This window comes from Yersinia pekkanenii (genome assembly GCF_001152565.1).
In the GTDB taxonomy this organism is placed as follows: domain Bacteria; phylum Pseudomonadota; class Gammaproteobacteria; order Enterobacterales; family Enterobacteriaceae; genus Yersinia; species Yersinia pekkanenii.
Genome location: NZ_CQAZ01000028.1, coordinates 1 through 22,783, shown reverse-complemented (window position 1 = coordinate 22,783; position 22,783 = coordinate 1). Strand labels below are relative to the sequence as shown.

Sequence of the window (22,783 nt, the reverse complement as noted above, 5' to 3'; positions counted from 1 at the left end):
GCAATTGCCACGTTATCCGTATATCAACTTGCAGTCTGTGTGACATATTTTGCGCTATCACAGAGTTGAAGATGCTCGCAAAGCCGTGCCACGACTGATGTTAAGCCCAATTCGTCGTCTTTATCAAAGCGATCATAAACAATGCTGTCGATATCCAAAACGCCGAGGATTTTACCCTTAACAGTGATTGGCAGCACAATTTCAGCATGACTTGCTGCGTCACAAGCAATATGACCGGGGAATGCATGTACATCTCCGACCCGCTGAACGCGGTTTTCTGCCACGGCAGTTCCACACACGCCTTTTCCAATCGGAATACGCACACAGGCGATTTTCCCCTGAAAAGGACCCAGCACCAATTGCTCACCATCAATCAAGTAAAATCCAGCCCAATTCACGCCCTCAAGGCGCTCATAAAATAAGGCGCTGGCGTTAGCCAAGGTGGCGATGAAATTGGTTTCACCGGCAATCAGAGCACTCAAATCACGTTTTAATTCCGCGTAGAATTCTGCTTTTTTCATGTAATGACCGTTAGAAACCTAAGAATAGCCAGAGGCAATAGTTTCGCTTAGCTTATATAAAGTAATCATTAAATGCCATTTGCGACAAGATTATTCAGTGGCGGCGATACAAAAGAGTTATCCGCATTGGGAGTTTGCCCCGTTTTGCCTCTTGTTTTGCCCCATTGCTCTGCTAACATCCGCGCTATTCTTTATAAACCGGTGTCGGTGTCAGGGTTTTATAATATGAAGGTACATGCCATTCAACGGCCCCTCTCCAGCGCACGGCTTCAGCGATGCTGCCAGTGCGATGCGCTGTTTACCTTACCGCCGCTTAATAGTAGACAAACCGCGTATTGCCCACGTTGCAGTGCAAAAATCACCAGTGGCCGCGATTGGTCGCTGACTCGCCTGACCGCCCTGGCTGTCGCCATGCTGCTACTGATGCCTTTTGCTTTTACTGAGCCGCTAATCACCATTCGCCTGCTCGGCACACGTATTGATGCCAGTCTGCTGGAAGGTATCTGGCAGATGAGCAATCAGGGCCACCCAATCACCGCCAGTATGGTGGCATTTTGTATTCTCGGAGCACCAATCACGCTCACTGTTTCTATTCTTTATCTGCGTATCGGCAGCCGAATTGGCATGAACCTACGCCCAATACTGCTAATGCTGGAACGGTTGAAAGAATGGGTGATGCTGGATATCTACCTTATCGGCATGGCAGTGGCCTGTATTAAGGTCAAAGAATACGCTGATGTGATGCCCGGTAGCGGTTTGATAGCCTACCTCGCCCTGACATTACTCAGTATTCTGACGCTGGTGCATCTGAATCTGGAACAATTATGGGCGCGGTTTTATCCGCAGGAGCAGCCCACAGGCCCACGGGAAACGCTACGCGTTTGCCTGTCATGCCATTATACCGGCCACTGCGATGCGCATGGGCGCTGCCCGCGCTGCCATACCCCTTTGCGCCATCGCCGCCGCCACAGCATCCAAAAAACCTGGGCGGCGTTAATCGCCTCGATAGTGCTGCTATTGCCTGCTAACCTGTTACCCATATCTATTGTTTATGCCAACGGTACCCGAATGGAAGATACCATTTTCTCCGGCGTGGTGTCGTTGGCCTCATCGGGTAACCTGCCTATTGCTGCGGTGGTATTTATCGCCAGCGTGTTGGTTCCCTTTACCAAAATCATTGTGTTGATCACCTTGTTGCTCAGTATTCACCTTAAAACGCAACACAGCCTGAAAACCCGCATGCGTTTGCTGCGACTGATTACCTGGATTGGCCGTTGGTCGATGTTGGACCTCTTTGTTATTGCGTTAATGATGTCGCTGATTAATCGCGATCAGCTACTTTCCTTCACTATGGGGCCGGCAGCCTTCTATTTTGGGTCTGCGGTTATTTTGACTATCCTTGCTGTTGAATGGCTGGACAGCCGGTTGATTTGGGATGCACATGCAACAGGAAACGCCGAGTACACCGACTGAGGCACAAATTAAACATAAACGCCGGATATCGCCTTTCTGGTTGCTACCTTTTATTGCCCTGCTGATTGCAGGTTGGCTGGTTTATAACAACTGGCAGGAGCGTGGAACTGAAGTCACCATTGATTTCCAATCTGCTGCCGGGATTGTGGCTGGGCGCACCCCGATTCGCTATCAAGGAGTCGACGTTGGGATGGTGCAATCCATCAGTCTGGATGATGACTTGCGTAATATTAAAGTCACTGCCAGTATCAAAAATGATATGAAAGACTCACTACGGGAAGGTACCCAGTTCTGGTTGGTCACACCTAAGGCCTCGTTGGCCGGGGTTTCTGGGTTGGATGCTCTGGTTGGTGGTAATTATATCGGGATGATGCCGGGAGAAGGTAAACCGCAGAACCACTTTACCGCGTTGGATACCCAGCCCAAGTTTCGTCTGAATACCGGCGAACTGATGGTGCATCTCCATGCCCCCGATTTAGGGTCCCTCAATAACGGTTCTCTGGTTTACTACCGCAAGATCCCGGTAGGTAAAGTTTATGATTACAATATTGCGCCTGATAATAACGGTGTGGTCATTGATGTACTGATTGACCGTCGCTTCGCCAAACTGGTAAAAAATGATACCCGCTTCTGGAATGTCTCTGGTTTTAAAGGGGATTTCAGCCTAAGTGGTGCCTCCGTGCAAATGGAAAGCCTGGCGGCATTGGTCAACGGGGCTATCGCCTTTGACTCCCCACATAACAGCCAGAATGCGAAGCCAGATCAACCCTTCCAGCTTTACCCCGATTTAGCCCATAGCCAACGCGGTGTCGCCATTATGTTGGATTTACCTGGCGGAAATAGTCTCAGTGAGGGGCGAACGCCACTGATTTATCAGGGATTACAAGTGGGTACCCTGACTAAAATGACACTGCAACCGGACAGTAAAGTGACCGGCGAACTCACCATTGACCCGTCAGTAGTGGATTTAATGCGCACCGGTAGCCGCATTGAAATGAACAGTCCACGGGTCAGCTTGAATAATGCCAATCTGAGTGAGCTTTTGACCGGTAATACATTGGAGCTAATCCCTGGTGAAGGTGAGCCACAAAAACACTTTACAGTTCTGCCGAGCAGTAAAAGCCTGTTACAGCAGCCCAACGTGCTTGAATTACAGTTAACTGCCCCCCAAAGCTATGGTATTGATGTTGGTCAGCCGATCTCACTGCATGGTGTTAACATTGGTCAGGTTTTAACCCGTGAGTTGTCAGCAAATGGTGTCACCTTCACGGCGGCAATTGATGCGAAATACCGCAATCTGGTGCATAGAGACAGTAAGTTTGTGGTTAACAGTCGTCTGGATGTGAAGCTTGGAATTGATGGCATTGACATTCAGGGAGCCAGTGCACAAGAGTGGATTGAGGGCGGTATTTTACTATTACCGGGCGGCAAAGGTGATGCCCTGAGTAAGTATCCGCTTTATAGCAGCGTGGCCAAAGCCACCGATGGCATCTTAGGTAACTCCCCTGCCACCACCTTGAGCTTAACCGCCACCAGTTTGCCGGATGTGCAAACCGGTTCAGTCGTGCTGTATCGCAAGTTTCAGGTCGGTGAAATTATCCATATCAGACCAAAAGCCAATGAGTTTGAAGTGGACGTCTATATTCAGCCTGAATATCGTAATCTGCTAACCGATAAAAGTATTTTTTGGGCCGAGGGCGGCGCGAAAGTACAACTGAACGGCAGTGGTCTAACTGTGCAGGCATCTCCGCTTAATCGTGCACTAAAAGGCGCTATTAGCTTTGATAATCTGGAAGGTGTCACTCTGGATAAAGGGGCTAAACGGACTCTCTATGGTAATGAAACCGCCGCTCGTGCGGTCGGCAGCCAGATTATATTGCGCACTTTTGATGCCAGTAAACTGGCAGCAGGCATGCCAATTCGCTATCTGGGTATCAATATTGGTCAGGTCGAATCACTCAAACTGGCACCTGAACGCAACGAAGTGTTAGCCAAGGCGGTACTGTATCCGGAATATGTGCAAAGCTTTGCCCGTGCCGGCACCCGTTTCTCCATTGTCTCACCGGAGATCTCCGCCGCAGGGGTCAATAATCTGGATACCTTGTTCCAACCCTACATTAATGTAGAGCCAGGCAAAGGCGGCACCTTACGTACTTTTGAGCTGCAAACCGCCACCATTACAGATTCCCGCTATCTTGATGGCCTTAGTCTCATTTTGGATACTGTAGAAGCGGGATCGTTGCAGGTGGGTACGCCGGTTCTGTTCCGTGGGCTTGAGGTGGGTACGGTGACTGGATTTAATCTTGGTGCGATGTCTGATCGGGTGCAGGTATCGATACGCATCAGCCAGAAGTTCCAGCCGTTGGTCCGGCAAAACAGTGTGTTCTGGCTGGCATCCGGTTATAACCTTGAATTCGGCTTGACCGGCGGTGTGGTGAAAAGCGGCACCTTCCAGCAGTTTATCCGGGGAGGTATTGCTTTCGCTACCCCACCGACCACGCCACTGGCACCAAAAGCTAGCGTGAATCAGCACTTCTTGCTTAACCCTGAAGAACCTAAAGATTGGCGTAATTGGGGTACCGCGATCCCTCGTTTTTAATTAATCATCAGGGTAGCTCACAGTGAGCTGCCCTGATAACCGCTAGCACGCCGTAACGCCTTAAAATAAATGCGCCCGCCCCACATCAGCCACAGTAAACATTAATCCTTATCGATTCACATTAAAAATTCGCGGCATAAAACATCAGTTTTTCTTTAACGTATGGGTAGCCTATTTTTATATTTTCGCCAATATAAATGACAATAAATGATAAAAATTAGACTGATGAGATTTTTATTAATTAATTTTACACTTTCTTAATCTTGCTGCTATTAATTAAATGGATAGAAAATTTAATAATTAGTGACTCAAGCATCAGTTTCGCTACGTTATTGGCGTCACTCGGTTCCAGATTACTTGGCTGCAAATTATATGATTAAGGAAGAAACAATGAAGAAAACCTTACTTATTATCGGTGCCATGACGGTATTACAGGTCGCTCCTGTGGCAAATGCGGGTACCGCTACTGGTGCAATAGCAGCAACACTCATCATCACTACCGGTTGCTATGTCAATGATGGCACCAGTACTGGAAACATGAGTAATCTGGGAACGATAAACTTCGGTTCGGTGAGCGACCTAACTGCTCCACGTAATGTAACATTCAGTGGGACAACTGACGGATCGCTCAGTTTATATTGCAGTAATAACACCCCTTATACCATCTCGATAGATAATGGGCTGCATAACAATTCAGGGCAACGCCGGCTAACAGGAGGAACGTCAGCATTCGTTAATTACAACCTGTATAAAGACAGCGCTATGGCTCAACCATGGGACTCAACCCCAACAACCGGGACGCAAAGCGGGACAGGTGCTGGACTGAGCACGGCAATTCCCCTCATCATCTACGCACAGGTTCCCATTCAAACCACCCCTCTCGTTGGGACTTATACTGATACCGTCACCGTTGCCGTTACCTGGTAATGGTAGGTTGCTATCATCAAGTGCTTAATCTGGTAATAACTTGCTGCTTGCTGCTGCCAGTAGATAGCGCTGATGCGGTAACAAAAAATGCCAATATCGCAGTAACTGCCACGTTATTGCCCACCTGCACGGCGGGCACCATTGTTAATACCAACAGTTTTGGCACCTTGAATTTTGGCTCCACCGTAGCGTTAACCCGCGCCATTGCAGTGGCTGGGCAGGCAAGTAACGGAGCAATTTCAATCCAATGCAGTAAAGGCACCACCTTCCACGTGTTACTGAATGGTGGACAAAGTGGTAGCACTGCCAGCCGTTATCTGGCTGGCGGCCCCTCAGGCCAACATGTTAATTACAATCTGTATACCGATGCCGCACATAGCCAAATTTGGGACAACCTGACCGGTGTGTCTCAGGTGGCTAGCGGGCACGTTGTCGTCATACCGGTTTATGGCCTGGTTTTCGCGCAGCCCACACCTGCGGTAGGGACTTATACCGACACTGTTCAAGTCACGGTGAATTGGTAAACATGATGGAGGATGCTGACCGTGAAATTTGCCGTTTCTCACTATAGCCTCACCAGCGCCCTGCTTATTTCAGTACTTAGCATGCCGATGGCCCATGCATCTACCTCCCCAGTGTCACAGACTTTCACTGTCAATGCGACCGTGCTTAGCGGCTGTAGCCTTGGTGGAGGAATTACTGATACCAGTAACTTTGGCACATTAGATTTTGGCAATATTGCTTCGTTGGCAAACGTCACTAATGCGATATCCGGCCTCAATTCAGGAACAATCACCATACAGTGCAGCGGCAACCCCAGCGTCACACTGGCGCTTAATTCCGGGGCCAATACCTCAGGTAGCATCACGGCGGGCAGGCGCTTACTCAACAGCTCAACAGGTGAATACTTGCTGTATCAAATATATCAAGACTCCGCCCGAACGCTTATATGGGGGAATGGCAGCAACGGGGGAACAACACAGTTGGTTGCCACCAATGGCACGGTGCAATACGTCATTTTATATGCGCAATTGTTTGCCAGTAGCACACAACCAACTGCAGGACTTTATACCGATACTTTATTAGTCACAGTCACTTATTGATTACAGGCATGATGCCGCGGGAGATTTCACGATGACAACATTTAATCTGCTCACTCGAACTGTATTGCTTTGTACCACACTGACCAGCGCTCAACTGTATGCTGCGGCCTCAGTTCTGATATGGCCCATTGACCCGATAATTTCCGACAGTGATAAAGCCACCGCATTATGGTTAGAAAATAAAGACAGCCAACCTATTTATATGCAAATACGGGTATTGGGTTGGCAACAGGTCAACACTCAGGACGATTACACTTCTCAGTCAAGAATAATTGCCAGCCCACCGGTAGCCACCATCCAACCGGGTAAGCGCCAACTGATTCGTTTAGTCAAAAATACGCAGGTTCCCGCAGGACAAGAACAGGCGTACCGGATATTAATTGATGAAATACCTCGCCAGGATCCAAATGATAAGAATCCGGCATCTGCCGCACAATTGGGGCTGAAATTTCAAATGCGCTATTCCGTTCCTCTATTTGTCTATGGTAGTGGCGTACTAATTAAATCGGATACCCTACCTGCAGCAAATACTATGCCCACCAAACTCAGCTATAGCCTGGCCACTGAGAATGGTAAACAGTGGCTAAACATTAATAATCAGAGTGCGGTTCACGCACGTATTTCCCAGGTAACCCTGCAAGGTAAAGAGATCAATAAAGGTTTGCTGGGTTATATATTAGCCGGTTCAAAAATGAGTTTCCCGATTAGTTCAACCGCCAGAACCGGGGAATTAGCTGCCATCATTAATAACGAAATCAAACCAATAGTTATCCCACATCGATAATGCGTCAGCTTATAAAAATGAGGTGTGTTTAATAATAACCTAGGGTTTGGAATGACTATCAGATTTAGGCTATCGCCATTATTAACATCGCTGTATGGCTCAATGCTGCTGTCCGCCCTAATACCCTGTGCTGCTTGGGGGGATAACTTGCCGTCGCCACCAATGGCAACCATGCCCGATAGCACGTTATATCTTGAGTTAGTCGTCAATGACCGTAACTTTGGCGATGCAGTCCCCGTTATCTATCGCGGTGGGCATTACTACCTTTCATCATCACAGTTAAGCGCAATTGGGCTGCCAATAGCCGACCCCTCCCCCGCTGAAGTTGCAGTGGATAATATGGATAATGTCACATTGAAATATGATGGCGAAAACCAACGTTTATTGATCAATGTTCCCAGTGAATGGTTACCAAAACAACAAATTAACGTTGCCATAAAAGAAGATTTCAATCTTGCACAAAGCAGTTTGGGATTTTTATTAAACTATGATGTTTATGCCACTCAAAGCAGCGGTATCTCACAGTCAGGTAGTGTTGCTGCCTGGACCGAGCAACGTATTTTTGACCGTTTTGGCCTGATCAGTAATACCGGTGTTTATCGCACTAATTTTTCAGGTAATGACAGTAGCGATAATGATGACGGTTATATTCGTTTTGATACCCAGTGGCAAAGAAATGATGAAGCTCATCTGCTGCGTTATACCGCAGGGGATCTTATCACTGGTGCCTTACCGTGGAGCAGCGCAGTACGGCTCGGTGGTATTCAAATAGCACGCAATTTTGCTATTCGCCCAGACCTTATTACTTATCCACTGCCTCAATTTTCCGGTCAGGCTGCGGTGCCCAGTACCGTAGAACTGTATATCGATAATTTCAGAACACAATCAACCCATATTAACCCCGGCCCATTTGTTATCGACAATGCCCCACGCATTAATGGAGCCGGTCAGGCCACTATAGTCACTACCGATGCTCTCGGTAGGCAAATCAGCACCTCCGTTCCTTTTTATGTTGCCAGTTCATTGCTAAAACCTGGCATGTGGGATTTTAGTTTTTCGGCGGGTGCCTTACGCCGTAATTATGCTGTTCGTTCAGCCGATTACGCTGAATCTGTTGCCAGTGGTGTCGTTCGTTACGGCACCACTCCTTGGCTGACATTAGAAGGCAGAGGTGATGTTGCCAGAGGAATGAGCGTGGTTGGTGGAGGCACAAGTTTTCGCATGGGGTTATTTGGCGTGCTCAACAGTGCTTACAGTATGAGTCGTACCTCCGATGACGCTTTTAGTGATGTTATTGATAAGCCTATAGCCGATATTAATAACACAACAATTAATACCTTACAGGTGCCAATTTCCACTCGTGGCGGCCGTGGGGATCAGCGTTCACTCGGATATACCTACAGTAATTCATTCTTTAATCTGAATGCCCAACGCATTACCCGCAGTGATAATTATGGTGACCTGGCTAATTATAAAAGTGATTTTCGCTTGAGCCGACGCACCGATCAACTCACCGGGAGTATCAGCCTTGGCAACTTCGGTACTCTCGGTTCAGGCTATTTTGATGTCCGGGATGCTTTAGGGGAGCGAACCCGGCTGGTCAACGTCAGCTATAGCGCTTCAGTATTCCATAACACCAGTTTTTACCTTTCGCTTAACCGTGAACTGGGCAGCAAAGGTTACAATGCGCAATTGGTATGGAATATCCCGCTGGGTGAATGGGGATCTGCCAGCGTCAGCACAGCCCGCGATATTGATAATCAGTGGTTCCAACGCGTTAATTATGGCCGCGCAACACCGTCTAATGGTGGTTTGGGGTGGAATCTCGCTTATGCCAACGGTAACAGTGAAAACAGTAGCTACCAGCAAGCCGATGTTATTTGGCGTACACGGATAATGGAAAGCCGCGCGGGAATATATGGCAACAGCAATAACTACAATAGTTGGGGTGAGCTGACCGGCTCATTAGTTATGATGAATGGCGGCGTTTATGCCAGTAATATGATTAGCGACGCTTTTGCTTTGGTTTCAACCAATGGATTTAGCGATATTCCGGTCAGCTACGAAAATCAATTGATTGGGGCAACTGACGCCAACGGTTATGTACTGATCCCGACGGTCTCCTCATATTACCAGGCAAAATTTCAGATTGACCCGATGAATTTACCTGCGGATGTCATTTTGCCTACAGTCGAGCGCCAATTAGCCATCAGCGAACGCAGTGGCTATTTAATTGAGTTTCCCATTGAGCAAATTACCGCAGCAAATATCCGACTTACCGATAAATCAGGTAAATACTTGCCAAAAGGCAGTACGATCTATACCACGGGCAGTTCACCGGTAAGTTACGTTGGGTGGGATGGCATGGCTTATATTGAACAAGTCGTTCAACTGAATAAAATCAGGATCGTACGTGCTGATAACGGCACAAATTGCTACAGCCAGTTCCGATTGAAAAATACGAAAGGAATACAAGATGCCGGCACTGCGATATGCCAATAATTGCCCTATCCAACTATGGGCGACGCCATAAACTGCTAATGGTATATAAGGAAATGCTAATGACATTAGTCTTTAGACCAATATCCAGCAAGAACTTCGGGGCGCAATGGCTTTTTAACGGATTAATGTTGTCTGTATTATGGTTATCATCTATAGACAATGCCACTGCCTGCACCTTTTCCGCCGCTGCTATAACACTTCCATCAAATTCATCTTTTAATGTCAATACATTGCCAGAAAATAGTAGCGGTGTGACTGCGCTACTTTGCATCGGAACCGGCGTGAGTTTATTATCCTCTCCGGTGTTGAACGCAACAGTCTCAGGAACCACCAATAGCTTTAATCTTAAAAATACGGCCGGCGATCTGATTCCTTACTCTCTCTATTCTGATGCTGGTCTTACTCATCCCGTGGTTGCAAATAGCGTGATAAATTATGCCAGCAGCGGGCTACTGTCCGTCACGCTACTACAAATAAAAGCTAACTTACCTATTTATATCCGTACCGGCAGCAATAACGCCATTAACGTTAACGTCAGTGCTGGAACTTATACCGATAGTATCACCTTGAACTGGGATTATGATTTATGTGCTACCTCAGTTATTAGCCTCTGCCTGGGTGGGCCATTCAAAGGAACAGCAACCTCAGTAGTGACTGTCACATTAGAGGTCAAAAACGACTGTATTATAAACAACGCACCCGACGTGAATTTTGGCAGCTATGCACTAATGGCTCAATTTATTGCCGTAAATCAATTTATCACCGCAACCTGCACCAAAAACGCAACCTTTACTACCTACATAACAAACGGAGATAATTTTTTAACACCTTGGCCACAAATGAAACTGATCTCCGGCACCGATCATTTACAGTATCAACTGTATCAGGGCGCGGGATCTATACCCTGGAATATAACCAACAAAAGAACAGATACTGCCACAGGCACCGCACAACAGATCCCTTATAAGGCAATGATCAATGCACAACAAACTCAAAGAACGTCGTAGTATATATAACTCATTGTAAACACTGGCCCAATCTGCATTCACAAGTGACATTGTGGCTAACAATGACATATCACTGACACTTCTTCGGCACTATAGATGCGTCACTAATATGGCACTGCATCATTCGGCATCCCTGCCCATCATTCAACTCACTTAATGCCCCCCAATCTCTCAACACTAAATCAATAGCTGATCGTCTTATTTACAGATGATAGACTTGTTTCGGGAAATAATTTTTCATACAAAAAGGTTAAAGATGAAAATCGCAGTGGTAATCCCATCATATAGAGTTAAAAATCATATACTTGGAGTTCTGAATGGAATTGGAGATTGTGTTGATAAAATATATGTAGTTGATGATTGCTGTCCGGACGGATCGGGAAATTTTGTAAAAGAGAATAACACTGACGACAGAGTCACAATTTTGTACAATAACATCAATCTTGGTGTTGGTGGTGCGGTAATGAATGGCTATATATCGGCATTAGCCGATGGCATGGATATAGTTGTAAAAATAGATGGTGACGGTCAGATGGATCCGGATTTAATTCCAAAATTCATAGCCCCAATTATTGCCGGTGATGCTGATTATACAAAAGGGAATAGATTTTTTAATCTTGATAAGATAACTAAAATGCCAAAAATAAGGTTATTTGGCAACGCCATTCTTTCATTCATGACAAAGTTATCGTCAGGGTATTGGGATTTATTTGACCCAACAAATGGATATACTGCAATACATTGTGAAGTTATATCGCAGCTGCCGCTAGATAAAATAAGTAAAAGATATTTTTTTGAATCAGATATATTATTTAGACTAAATATAATTAAAGCTGTTGCGATAGATATACCAATGGAAGCAAAATATGAAGATGAAGAAAGCAATTTAAAGATCTCAAGAATAGTTGGCGACTTCTTGTTTAAGCATACTCGAAACTTTTTTAAGCGAGTATTCTATAACTACTATCTCCGTGATATGTCCTTAGCATCAATAGAGCTTCCAATCGGGCTTTCTTTCTTTTTATTTGGTGTGATAGTTGGTGCGATTAACTGGATAGATACAATAGTAACAAATATCCCTGCAACGTCAGGTACCGTCATGTTATCTGGGCTGCCAATAATATTGGGTCTACAGTTAATACTGGCGTTTATCGGACATGATGTTAATAATGTTCCCAAAAGGCCTTTCCATAATAGGTACAAGTGATGATTTATTTTGTTGCACTACTATGCGTTATAGGGATTGCTGTCGGTCAGATTTTATTTAAATTAAGCGCATCAGAGATGCACAAAACAGGCAGTATTTTTTCTTCAGGTGTATTGGTGATTCTATTTTTTGCCTTCTCATTATACGGAATTACAACAATCGCATGGGTGTGGGTATTGCAGAAAATTGAACTAGGCAAGGCATACCCGATAATGGCGCTAGCATTTGTTATCGTTCCCATCGGTAGTTACATGTTTTTGGGTGAGCGATTTACACATCAATATTTTATCGGCGTCACACTCATAGTAGTCGGAATCGTCGTGGCCTTACGCTCTTAATATGGATACTATATGTTTGGGATAATTTCACTATTCATTTCATTTTTTGGATATGCTTCATTCATGTCTTTATCACTCCGTAGGCGCTGGAGTGAAGTATTATTTTACTATATATCTTTTTCTATCACCTTCCTTTATTGCTTTGCTTTGTTTGGTCACCTTAAGATTGGTGTTATATCTCTATGCGTTTTAGGTGTAGTATTATTTATATACCAAGTATATAAGGGCGGGTTTAGTTTAAACTATAAAGAAGCGGCGTACATCGCTTCTTTCTCTATCCCATTTATATTGCTAGCAATATTGGTTCGTAGCGGATTTATATTTACTGGATGGGATGAGTTTTCATTCTGGGGTTCTAGCGTCAAATTAATCCATGCAGAAGATTCAATATATACCGAATCCACACCACTCTCAGCCTTTAAAAACTACCCTCCAGCGCAACAACTATGGCAGTATAATATACTATTCTTTAATGAGTGGTCAGATAGATTGGTTGTTGTATCTCATGGCATATTCATACTATCATGCCTTGCCTTCAGTGCGACAAGGTTAAATTTCACAAATAAATTTACGTCACTAATTCTGTTTTTATCATTAATACCTTTAATATACATACTTGGCTATGACCTTTCTACAATATATGTAGATCAATTGATTGCAGTATACTTTGCTGCAACAATAATATTAGCCATGTCTGCAAAAGATAGAATTGACTTTATTTTTCTATGTATTGCCGCGTCTAACCTTATAATAATAAAACAAATTGGTTTGGTTTTTTCTTTATTTGTAGTTTGCTTGTACTTCATATGTAAAATATTTAGTGATGGAGTTAACTTTTCAAATATAAAAAGAAACATGCTCTACACTATGTTTTTGTTTGTGGTTTCTCTGGTTACATATAAATCATGGTCATTATATGTATCAAGCATAAATTACCCATCAAATACTAAAATACCATCTATAAATGAGTTTAACACATCACCTTTAAAAGAAAAGGTGGCAGGTACATTGAGTGAATTTTATGTGAGATTCTTTGACACTCCATTTATTCATAGCTCAATCTCATACTTTAGAATATCAATGTTTGAAACCATGATTGGCCTTTTTGTTATATCTATAATTGTATCTTTCTTATATAAAAAACCAGAAAGATACAAAATTACAACCATAAATTTAGGTATGTTTATATTTGGAATTGCATATATAGCATTTCTTTTACTGTGTTATATATCTTTCTTTACTGAGTATGAAAGCTTAAAGTTAGCTTCATTTGAGAGATATTCATCTACATTTATCTTGGCATGGTCTATTTTTATTATTGCTCAAATAGGAGTATTGGTTAGCACTGGTGAAAAATTAAAACCATTAATAATACCAACAATAATATTGATATCAATGACAGTTGCCTCCCCGGAATCGTATAAAAAACAGTCATCAGGAATTTATCCAAACAAATCAAAAATGTCTATTTTAAGCGATATAAATAAAGCAACAGATTTAATTAAACTTAATATAAGCAATGGAGAAAGAGCTTACATTATTGACCAAAATACAAACGGGTATACTGCCGTGGCATTTAATTATTACATGCTGCCATATAAACCCTTTAGTTGGTGCTGGTCTCTGGGAGAAAAATACAGTAATGCTGATAAGTGGACGTGTGATAAAACACTTCATGATGTCCTGAAGGGGGTTTCATATCTGTATGTTTACAACCCAGACAAGCAGTTTTGGGATAGAAACTCTAAGTTTTTCTATGATATTTATCCTGACGGCGGGAAAGGCGTTTATCATGTTGAATGGTCAGGGGATGGAAGCTTAAAAATAAAAACAATATAAAGCTCAATTGTCAGCTCTAGCATGCTAGAGCTGACAATTTTCACTTAGTGATCTGTATTGTTAGTTTATACTGCACTGTAACCCCGCCTGCATTAGACTGTAATTGTATCTGTGAATCTGTAGATGAAAGCACACCTAATACCATTGGACTGCTTGTTGTAGAGCCAATTACTAGCGCCGTAAAATCTAAAATCCTATAACCAGACGGTGCATCTAGCGCTACGCGGCCATCGCCACCGCCGGTAACTTTAGTTTGCCATGCCTTATGTGTAGCTACATCAGCACCAGTTGGTGTGTATCCAGACGGGAAGTAATCACTTAATATATTTCGTGTATTTAAAGGTCGGAATAAGTTAAATCTCGCACGTGTAAGACTAAATAATGAGGCTAGAGAGACGTACCCCCCGATTGTTGAAATAGCATTACCGGTAGCTATATTATAAAAATATCTTACATACTCAGGGTCATCAGTGATATTCCCCCCAAAATAAGTAGGGTTAATAACAGTGATATTGTTATTTAAACCATGGGCGAATATAAAAGCACGTGAGGCAGATGAAATCTGAGGGGTACTCCTCCCCATCAGCCCATCAATCTGTGCTTTAGCTCCATTAATGCCAGTTGTGCCATTGTATGCATAATCATTGAAATAAAAGTTATTCAAAGTAATATTATTACCTGATCCACAGGTCAGGTGCGTTCCTTGAAACGCCTCGATTCCCAAAAAGAAATCCACATTACTACACTCGGAGTCAAGTGTGACGCCACATGCTGTTTCAATATCTTTTTTATAGAAATCAGTAAATGTATCTCTTAGCCCTTCATAGAACCCCGTAAATTTAGAATATGTTGTTTGCGCTAGGTAAATTGGAAATACACTTACGTCGATCTCTACGCGCCAATCAATACTAGTTAGAGTGCCTCTCCCAGCATTTTCTGGCGTTGAGTTCCACCCGTCTAAATAAATGCCTTTGTGGCATGAGTCAATTCGAACAACGCCAGTACTTCCCCAGCAGCCATAACCTAGCACTCCAAAATCACAGCCGTTGATTGTCACATCAATGATGGCTTTCATGCCGAAATTTAGATGTAACCCTATGCTATTCTTGCCGCGCACATTTGGTCGTCGCGCTAAGTTACGAGTTAATTTAAACCCCTCAAATACAATGCCTCGAACAAACTCATCCGCACTACCAGCGGCCGCCGAATTTTTTACCCGAACAATACAATCTTGACCAAAAGCTGGCGGTACCACTGGGTCAGTGCGGATCATTGTTGTGCATGGTCTATCTGTTTGCGTTAGTTTTGTCCCATACCATTTGCTATCTATTGCCAATTCTAAGTAATCGGTGCTACCAAAATGATACTTTGCATATGTTGGACATTTTACTATCGACACCCCTCTAGCATAATTCTCTGCCCCTTGACACGCCGCCCAGTCAATCGTCTGGCTCAGTGAAGTAACATGCGGATACACCGCCTGCGCGGCTGCAAGAGTTGCGTATCGCTCAGATAGCGGGTGTACCGTGCCGTCACCGATTGCGCCGAATTGTTCCGGGGTTACCCAGTTAATTGCCTGGCTTAAATTACCTTGAGGCTGAACTCCAACCAAAGAGGCCCCTGTCGGCTCGCCCAGCATGTTTACAGTTACAGCACCGCCTTGTGAGTCAAGATACTGCCTAAACTGGTCTGGGTCGTACTTAAGCACGTTAGGGAAATAGAATTGCTGGACGTTAAGAGCGTCGTACACAGCCATGCTATGCCCCTGCACTGTCACGAACTTGGCTATTTGCCCGTTATATACTGGGAAGCCACCGGCATTAATCAGGATTGGCTGCGCCATTGGCACAAGGCTACCGTCTTCATTTTCAAGATAAACCTGAATCTGATTAGATGGGATAGTCGGATCTGTGTCGATGAGTCCAATGTAAATTCGACCGCCAAATACTGCGCCAAATTTGCGGGGCATCGTGAATAGTTGAGACGGCATTCCTATTACTACATTTGGTATAATGTCAGGCATTTATGTTTCTCCAGGCGTGCGTAATCCCCGCAGTGGTTAATCTGCGTGGTTCGGATTTTAGGTAATAAAAAACCCGCCGAAGCGGGTGTGTCTATTCGTTTATACCGCTAAGAGTTGCCACAATGCCAGCCCTTACCATTCTCTCAAATTCAGTGTTTCCAACAGCTTCTTTTATTGCTTTAACGGCTGCCTTATTGCTTAAAAAACGCTTTTCTGCTGCTTGTAATGCTGCTTGCGAACCGCCCTGCTTTACTGCTATTGCGGCTTGTTGTATTGCTTTTTCAATCGCAAACCTTCCGCTTCGTGACGTCGCCAGTTTTTCTATTGCACCCTTAGCCACTGAACCAGCAATGGCACCCACTGCGCCGCCCACAAAGCCACCTCCAGTTGCGCCAACAATGGCCCCTGACGTTGAGTTACCTATTGAATTAAGTACGACCTGTGCCGCTTTTGGTAGGCCACGGTCAAGTTGTTCAAGAACGTTTTTAGTTCTCCCGGTAGCCAACCATCTTCAATATGTTGTTCAATTTCATCAGCTTCAACGATTTTAATATGGGCTAACGTTCCCCATACTTTAGTATCGCCACCGGGCTTATAAAGCATATGTGTCATTTTTTACTCCAAATAAGAAAGGGGCCGAAGCCCCTATTTGTTATGCCTGATTTGCCAGCCCAACACCGATCGCTTCCGGGCGTACAGCACAAGCTGCATACCAAAGAGCGATACGGCACTTGCCAGCCAACGTGCTAATGTCTCCCTGATACGCCACAACACCATTCAGGCCCACGCCTGGAATGCTGAAACTCTGTGTTTTCATACCAGAGAACAACTCATGACTAATCGGGATTGGCTGAGATACCAAGCGGATAGAATCATCAGCCCAGAACACGTTAGTGGCCGTGGTCGTGGTATTCAGAATGTTTACCGCCATCGCTACGGCCAGCGTGGTATTCACGTTTGCATATGCTCTTTGCTCTGGAGTTAGAGTCACATCACTCAATGCGATTGGTTTAGGCGAGATAGTTACGTTTGCGCCATTCACAGCAACAACGGTGAACGTTGCATCGTGAGTCAGTACGTTTTTAGCCATTTGAGCCAAAAATTTAACGCCAGCGAACGAAATTTTATCGCCACGTTTCAGTCCAGTCCCAGCACTCAACACAACAACAGCGGTGCGGTTATCCACGTTCTCGCGGTTACCATCTGCATCAGCCGTCCATGCCTCGGGCTTAAATGACTGCGCCCCATTTACAGTAAGCCCTGTCGCCGTAGATGCGGCGAGAGTTGGCAGTTTTGGCGACCGCAGAACATCATTAAACCCTGCAACTTGCTTCTGAATTGTGCCTGACTTGTAAGCATCTTCGGGGATACGACCAAAGAAATCCTTGCTTGCCAAGTCATGCCCTGCGCCTTTGTAGTCTTTTGGGTTGAAAAAGTAGCTCAGCCCAGCGCTACGGTTAAGCTCACGTGAGAACATCAACTCTTCAGCGTCTGCCACAAAATCCCAGCCAGTAGTGCCAGTGCCGATTGCATCAGGGCTAGTAACAACCAGAGAACCCATATCAACAGCTTGCTGGGCAATTGCTGTCTCTACGTTGTTTGCCAATTTCTTCCCTGACGCTTGAGTACGACGACGAATGGAGCGCTCATCACGCAGATCATCAGCACGAAGCGAGAAGAAGTCGTTATCTGGCACGCCAAGGTTACACTTAACAGACAGCTCCAGAATTCCTGTAGCCTGCCCAGTCAAATCCCATCCGGTTTGGGTCGGTGCTTCTTGTTCTAGCGGCATCCATACAGTGTTCTGAGAACGCTGCATGTCATTGCCTGGGGGTTGATATTTCTCAACGCGCTGTGCCATCGGCGTGAGATTTTCTATAGTCTCGATGATTTCATCGACCATATACGTGATTACTTGACCTTCATTAAGAGCCATTATTTAATTCCTTTAAGCTGTGATTTTAGCTTGCGATAAAGCTCCGTATTACCCGCTGATGCGGCCTTATCGATTTGCTTTTGCAATGCATCGACGTTAGCCGCTGTGACAGACCCGGTTATTCCGGTGTCAGCCTCTGGAGCTTCGGAGCGTTGTTTACCGCGTGGCTTGAGAGTTAAACGATCTGCTGTTCGGGTAAGCTCAATCATTGCCTGCTGCCCGTTCATAGCTAGAAGCTGGCGCACTTTCTCGGGATTGGCCCCCAAGTGATAAAACAGGGCGGCCGATTTTTCAGGAAAGAGAGACATGATCTCGACATCAAGCCCGGGTGGGACTAATGCGCGGAATGCATCCTCTTTTTCCTGATAATCTGGCAGGTTTAACTTCTCTGCTGAGTCGTAGTGCTTGCTTGCAGCCTGAACGTATTGAGCTGACTGATTGGTGAATTCCTGTGTCCTTTTACCCTGAGCGGCTACCGCGTTACTGCGAGCGTCCATAGCTTTGATTTGCCAGTCGGTGTTAGCAGCGTTGAATGCCGCCAGCGCCTTATTCTGGTCATAATCGTATTTAGCCAGCGCCTCATCTGAGAGAAACTCATTTGGATCTGGCTGCTTTGGTAGTTCGGCATTAACGCGGAGGTTCTCCGGCACCTCTCCGCGATTAACGGCCTCCATCTGTTGCTCAAGCTCACGTTGACGCTTGCGCTCCAGGCGTTTAGCTGCAAATTGCGCGTTAGTTGCCGGGTCTTGTTTTGGTTTCTCATCGTCATTCAGTACGACATCAAAGCCCTCTTCCTGACCTGCGCCATCGTTGGCATTAACATCTGGCAAACCCTCAGCGGATGCCGCCGCTTGAGTGCCGGGCAGGAGTTGTTCTTCAGAAGCCTGAATTTCGGTGGTTGTGCTCATGTTTAGCTCTCTCTTATTGAGGAATCTCGGCTGCGCTGCCGGAAGGTTGATTTGATTGCTGCATGGCATTGGTTACGTCCATGCGGCGGGTATGGGGTTGGTTTGCTCCCTTAAGAAGCAACTCAACATCAGCTCGGGCGTTATCACCCTGCTGTTGCTGGAACTGTCCTAACACTTTCAGCATCTCTCTAACTTCCTTCTGCTTATCGAGATCTACTGATGCGAGTATCTCGGCAATCTTGGCGTTGGAGAGTTGGATGTCTGCTTGTGCTTTCATTGCATCAACTTGAATGCGTTTCTCGTCATTCATGGCTTTCTGCAAATCTGCCTGACCAGTTAACAGTGCGCCCTGTGCGAGCTTGTCTTCCGGGCTTGGCTCTTTCGGCTGCTGCTGTGCCTCTGCAACCATCTGCTCCTCTTCAGGTGTTTCTGGTTTCTTCAGCCCCATCATTACGAGCTGCTTGTTGGCATATTCGCGCATCATCTCGACACCCTTACCATCCAGTAGGGTGAAGTATTGAAGCAGCAACATTTGATACTCTGGAGTGCCGGGCTGAACCTTGCCCATAAGGTCAAGGATCTCTGCTCGGTTCTGACTCTTCATGCTTTGGAATGATGGGCCAGTGTCGGTGTAAGTTTCATATCTCCCGCGAACATCATTAAGCGTCACTACTTGCCCGGTTTGATAATCTACAACCTGATTAAGGACTTCGACATCCTTCTCGGTGCCATCCGGCATAGTCATCATCACCTGGCGGGGAACGTCATAGATATCGTTAACAATCGAGGCGTAAATCTCACCATCGCGGCGCATAGCTGTAGACAAGTTGTCGAGAAATACGTAAGTCTCCATGTCTGAACGTGCGTTGAGTTGATTGATAGTGTCGAATGCGACCTGACTACCGGCCGCCTCAGATCCAACGCCAAGGCTTGCCACCTCTTTCACCGCCGCTGTAGCAGCTTCAAGCATGTAGGCGTTAGCTTGCGGGACTTCTGGGTTATCGATATAGCCAATAGGCTGTGCCGGTAAATCACCGCTGTTCTCATCAGTGCGGTTCATTAGGTAATACGGGTACTCATCCTCTGAGTCATACATGTGCTCATAGCCAGCGATCTGCTCAAGCCAGAAGATAGGTTTCTTGCGTGGAGATCGGGCAACTATGTCAGCGTTGAAGCTCATTATCATGTTGCGTAAGCGCTGGCCGTCTTTTGCAAGGCGTACAACACCTTCATAAACTTCTTTATCGCCAACGAATGACCACTCACCGAATACCGGAACAATAGGAAGATGCTGACCGGCGATATCAATCGGGCCTTTCAGCAATGCTGAGTTGGTCACAAGGTATTTATACACTCGGCGGCGCGTTATCTTCTTCTCACCAATTTTGATGTAACCGGATTCCGCTAAGTCATCAATAACGTCTTTGATATCGCGCTTGTAATAGCTGACCACCTGCCCGGTAATAGGCTGTTCGTAGATGAATACTCGTTCTTTCTCTTCTTTTACTTCGTAGTGCTCACCGACATAAACAACATCTTTGTTTGACCAGGTGAATACCCAATCAGTATCGGGATTCTGAAAGTCAGGGTAATTATCCGGGTCAATCCCTTCCTCTTCAGCGAATGCTTCCCACCCTTCAACGCTCATTGCATTAATCAGTGTGACGTGCCGAGCGTCTGACTTGTCCATCATCTTGCTATTGCAGTCCCAAATAACATGGTTACATGCTTCATGAATCGGAACGCGCCGGATAACTTGGTTATTGCTTGTTGGGTCTTGGTCTTCGTAGTCGGTAACCAGTCGCCACGCTGCGACACCACACTCAAGCTGCTCACGAACTGCTACGTTAACGGCAATCTTCGCTGAGTTGTGTCGCATGTCAGTGCGATACATTCCCATGAGTATATCAGCGGCATCAGGTGAGGCTCCATCCTTTGGCTTATACATCACTTCAATTGGATTCTGGCGCATCTCTGCAACTAGCTTACGAACCACTGGACGAACAATGTCGAACTGTCCGCGATACTGCAGCGTTGTGTAATTAGATAACCAGTCATCCCATTGCGACACACGACTAAAGAATAAATCGTTGGCCGCTTCAGTCCGCGCCTCATCGCTTGCCGTCCAATCCCGATCAAATGAGGTCAGGATCGCCAGCAATTTATTATCATCGGCCATCATCTGCCTCTTCGTTGAATTGGTTTAATCGGTGCGGGGAGTTTTTTCTCTTTAACGACCCCAATGTCACCATACCGTTTAGCGTATCTCCGCATCATGTAGGCGTACCTGGTGGCGTCTAGCAAGTCGTCACGCTTCTTAACGATGCGTCCTTTTTCGTCGCGGTGGTAAAAGTTAAATTCTTCAAACCAATCACGCAGTCCGGAAAACACTTTGAATCGCCCGGTACTCATCAGGTCGTGCAGCTCGAATAAGCCAGGCTCAACCGATCGGGAACCATCGGGCCATTGAGCGGCATCAGGTAACATCTGAAATCCTGCATCCTTGTAATATTCTCGCTGTTGTAATCCGCTACCCTTCTCGGTCTGCAATCCATCTTGGGGCCATGCCGTAGGCACTTTGTTAGCCCATGACTTGGTTGCCCCCCAAGCTTCAGCGGGTGACGTCTTGCTGGCCTTCCACGCCTTGGTTATGTAAAACGTTTCACTATCTAAATCTATTGCAAGTTGTATTCTGCTTTGCGGGTGATCCCAGCCAAAATCCATACCATCGATTACCATGTAATGCTTTGGTATTGGGAATGGTTCACATGTGATCAAGTCCTCGCTGAAGTCGTAGATACGCCCATGTCCAAGCATTGGGATACCTTTTGTTCGCATGTCGCGCTGATGGGCTGGATAGGATTCGAGAAGGTTCTTTTTTGTTTCTTCGGTGAGATGAGGTGCGTCATTCCAACCAACATTCATACAGAATTGAGATTCTGCTGGGTCATCCAACAATTTAATAACTAACTCAGTGCGCCCGTTCTCCGGCGTAAACGTCAGGATTCCACGACCACCACGGCCCTGATCGCCTGTTGCGGTACGCGTTAGTACCTGCGGGTAAATCGTCTGGTCTTCAGGCTCCTCATCGATGTGAAACCAGTCGATGTCATCACCCATCAGTGCGTGCTGTCCCTGCGTGTATGACCAAAACTGAAGCTTGCTAAGTTCTCCGCTACTGTGCTTGACGTAAGCGGAACGAATTGCGTTGGGAGTTCCGGTCATTGGCTCGGTAGAAACTATTCTCTCCGGAGGAATCAACCCTCCCACAAATTGACCATTCACCTTCTTGCCAATGATTGCCGCCTGAAGTAGGTCGCGACACTTCTCGCCTGAGTAGCCAAGACACCATACCGTCATAATCAATGCCAATGCCATGCTCAAGCATGATGGGCCATGCATCGGCGGGGTAATTGCAAGGTTTATAATCACCGTTCTCAGCATCGATTACAGTGCACAGACCGATGTGGAACGCCACTGCCTTGTTAATCTCAAAATCACTCATTGCTGAATAGTCTTTCATCGCGTTCTCCTTACTCTGTCGAATTTTGCGCGCAGCAAAACGCATACGTGGTCATATGTGGGTATTTCGCTGGCGGGGATTGGGGGTTTAGGC

General features: G+C 45.7%; 19 protein-coding genes and 1 pseudogene. 11 read left to right on the top strand and 9 right to left on the bottom strand.

Annotated features, from left to right (window positions below):
• Positions 1–23 precede the first annotated feature (23 nt).
• Entirely contained in the window at positions 24–521 is a 498-nt protein-coding gene (locus tag AEP37_RS14550; RefSeq protein ID WP_049614010.1) for a GAF domain-containing protein, read from the bottom strand.
• Positions 522–746: 225 nt separating this feature from the next.
• Between AEP37_RS14550 and yebS the strand changes: the two genes are divergently transcribed.
• The 11 genes from yebS (at position 747) to AEP37_RS14495 (ending at position 14,300) form a co-directional block, all read left to right on the top strand.
• Positions 747–1,994 (top strand): membrane integrity lipid transport subunit YebS, encoded by a 1,248-nt coding sequence (gene yebS / locus AEP37_RS14545; RefSeq protein ID WP_049614009.1) that lies wholly within the window; start codon positions 747–749, stop codon positions 1,992–1,994.
• Positions 1,963–4,593: a PqiB family protein gene (locus AEP37_RS14540; protein ID WP_049614008.1), complete on the top strand. Its 2,631-nt coding sequence runs from the start codon at positions 1,963–1,965 to the stop codon at positions 4,591–4,593. Before yebS ends, AEP37_RS14540 begins: the two co-directional genes overlap by 32 nt.
• Before the next feature lie 390 nt (positions 4,594–4,983).
• Entirely contained in the window at positions 4,984–5,520 is a 537-nt protein-coding gene (locus AEP37_RS14535; RefSeq protein WP_049614007.1) for a Csu type fimbrial protein, read from the top strand.
• A 20-nt stretch (positions 5,521–5,540) separates the two neighbouring features.
• On the top strand, positions 5,541–6,044 hold the full coding sequence (locus AEP37_RS14530; protein ID WP_049614042.1) for a Csu type fimbrial protein: 504 nt from the start codon (positions 5,541–5,543) through the stop codon (positions 6,042–6,044).
• 81 nt (positions 6,045–6,125) lie between these two features.
• On the top strand, positions 6,126–6,623 hold the full coding sequence (locus AEP37_RS14525) for a Csu type fimbrial protein (RefSeq protein WP_408068335.1): 498 nt from the start codon (positions 6,126–6,128) through the stop codon (positions 6,621–6,623).
• 31 nt (positions 6,624–6,654) lie between these two features.
• Positions 6,655–7,407 carry a fimbrial biogenesis chaperone gene (locus AEP37_RS14520; protein WP_049614005.1) on the top strand — a complete coding sequence of 251 codons (753 nt, stop codon included), beginning with the start codon at positions 6,655–6,657 and terminating at the stop codon, positions 7,405–7,407.
• Positions 7,408–7,458: 51 nt separating this feature from the next.
• Positions 7,459–9,909: a fimbria/pilus outer membrane usher protein gene (locus AEP37_RS14515; protein ID WP_049614004.1), complete on the top strand. Its 2,451-nt coding sequence runs from the start codon at positions 7,459–7,461 to the stop codon at positions 9,907–9,909.
• 59 nt (positions 9,910–9,968) lie between these two features.
• Positions 9,969–10,916: a Csu type fimbrial protein gene (locus tag AEP37_RS14510; RefSeq protein WP_049614003.1), complete on the top strand. Its 948-nt coding sequence runs from the start codon at positions 9,969–9,971 to the stop codon at positions 10,914–10,916.
• A 256-nt stretch (positions 10,917–11,172) separates the two neighbouring features.
• A complete protein-coding gene (locus AEP37_RS14505) occupies positions 11,173–12,123 on the top strand; it encodes a glycosyltransferase family 2 protein (RefSeq protein WP_050691916.1) in 951 nt (316 codons plus the stop codon).
• A complete protein-coding gene (locus AEP37_RS14500; RefSeq protein ID WP_038635975.1) occupies positions 12,123–12,461 on the top strand; it encodes an EamA family transporter in 339 nt (112 codons plus the stop codon). The genes AEP37_RS14505 and AEP37_RS14500 overlap by 1 nt, the downstream gene beginning before the upstream one ends.
• 12 nt (positions 12,462–12,473) lie before the next feature.
• The gene (locus AEP37_RS14495; RefSeq protein ID WP_049614001.1) at positions 12,474–14,300 is read left to right on the top strand and encodes a hypothetical protein; all 1,827 of its coding nucleotides are present in this window, start codon (positions 12,474–12,476) and stop codon (positions 14,298–14,300) included.
• A 40-nt stretch (positions 14,301–14,340) separates the two neighbouring features.
• Here AEP37_RS14495 and AEP37_RS14490 read toward each other — a convergent pair whose 3' ends face one another.
• The 8 genes and pseudogenes from AEP37_RS14490 to AEP37_RS27275 all read right to left on the bottom strand — a co-directional run bounded on the left by AEP37_RS14490 (position 14,341) and on the right by AEP37_RS27275 (position 22,690).
• Complete coding sequence (locus AEP37_RS14490; protein ID WP_049614000.1) at positions 14,341–16,323, bottom strand: phage head-binding domain-containing protein; 1,983 nt, start codon at positions 16,321–16,323, stop codon at positions 14,341–14,343.
• Positions 16,324–16,414: 91 nt separating this feature from the next.
• A pseudogene (locus AEP37_RS27735) lies at positions 16,415–16,822 on the bottom strand (DNA transfer protein); the annotation flags it as partial.
• The gene (locus AEP37_RS27730; RefSeq protein ID WP_049613998.1) at positions 16,744–16,935 is read right to left on the bottom strand and encodes a hypothetical protein; all 192 of its coding nucleotides are present in this window, start codon (positions 16,933–16,935) and stop codon (positions 16,744–16,746) included. The gene AEP37_RS27730 and the pseudogene AEP37_RS27735, both read right to left, overlap by 79 nt.
• A 40-nt stretch (positions 16,936–16,975) precedes the next feature.
• Positions 16,976–18,259 carry a P22 phage major capsid protein family protein gene (locus AEP37_RS14475; RefSeq protein WP_049613997.1) on the bottom strand — a complete coding sequence of 428 codons (1,284 nt, stop codon included), beginning with the start codon at positions 18,257–18,259 and terminating at the stop codon, positions 16,976–16,978.
• Complete coding sequence (locus AEP37_RS14470; RefSeq protein WP_049613996.1) at positions 18,259–19,167, bottom strand: scaffolding protein; 909 nt, start codon at positions 19,165–19,167, stop codon at positions 18,259–18,261. Before AEP37_RS14470 ends, AEP37_RS14475 begins: the two co-directional genes overlap by 1 nt.
• A gap of 13 nt (positions 19,168–19,180) precedes the next feature.
• Positions 19,181–21,346 carry a portal protein gene (locus AEP37_RS14465; protein ID WP_049613995.1) on the bottom strand — a complete coding sequence of 722 codons (2,166 nt, stop codon included), beginning with the start codon at positions 21,344–21,346 and terminating at the stop codon, positions 19,181–19,183.
• Positions 21,346–22,392, bottom strand: a complete 1,047-nt coding sequence (locus tag AEP37_RS14460) for a phage terminase large subunit family protein (RefSeq protein WP_235801384.1) — start codon at positions 22,390–22,392, stop codon at positions 21,346–21,348. Before AEP37_RS14460 ends, AEP37_RS14465 begins: the two co-directional genes overlap by 1 nt.
• Positions 22,343–22,690: a DUF2591 domain-containing protein gene (locus AEP37_RS27275; RefSeq protein WP_244880797.1), complete on the bottom strand. Its 348-nt coding sequence runs from the start codon at positions 22,688–22,690 to the stop codon at positions 22,343–22,345. The genes AEP37_RS14460 and AEP37_RS27275 overlap by 50 nt, the downstream gene beginning before the upstream one ends.
• Positions 22,691–22,783: the final 93 nt, after the last annotated feature.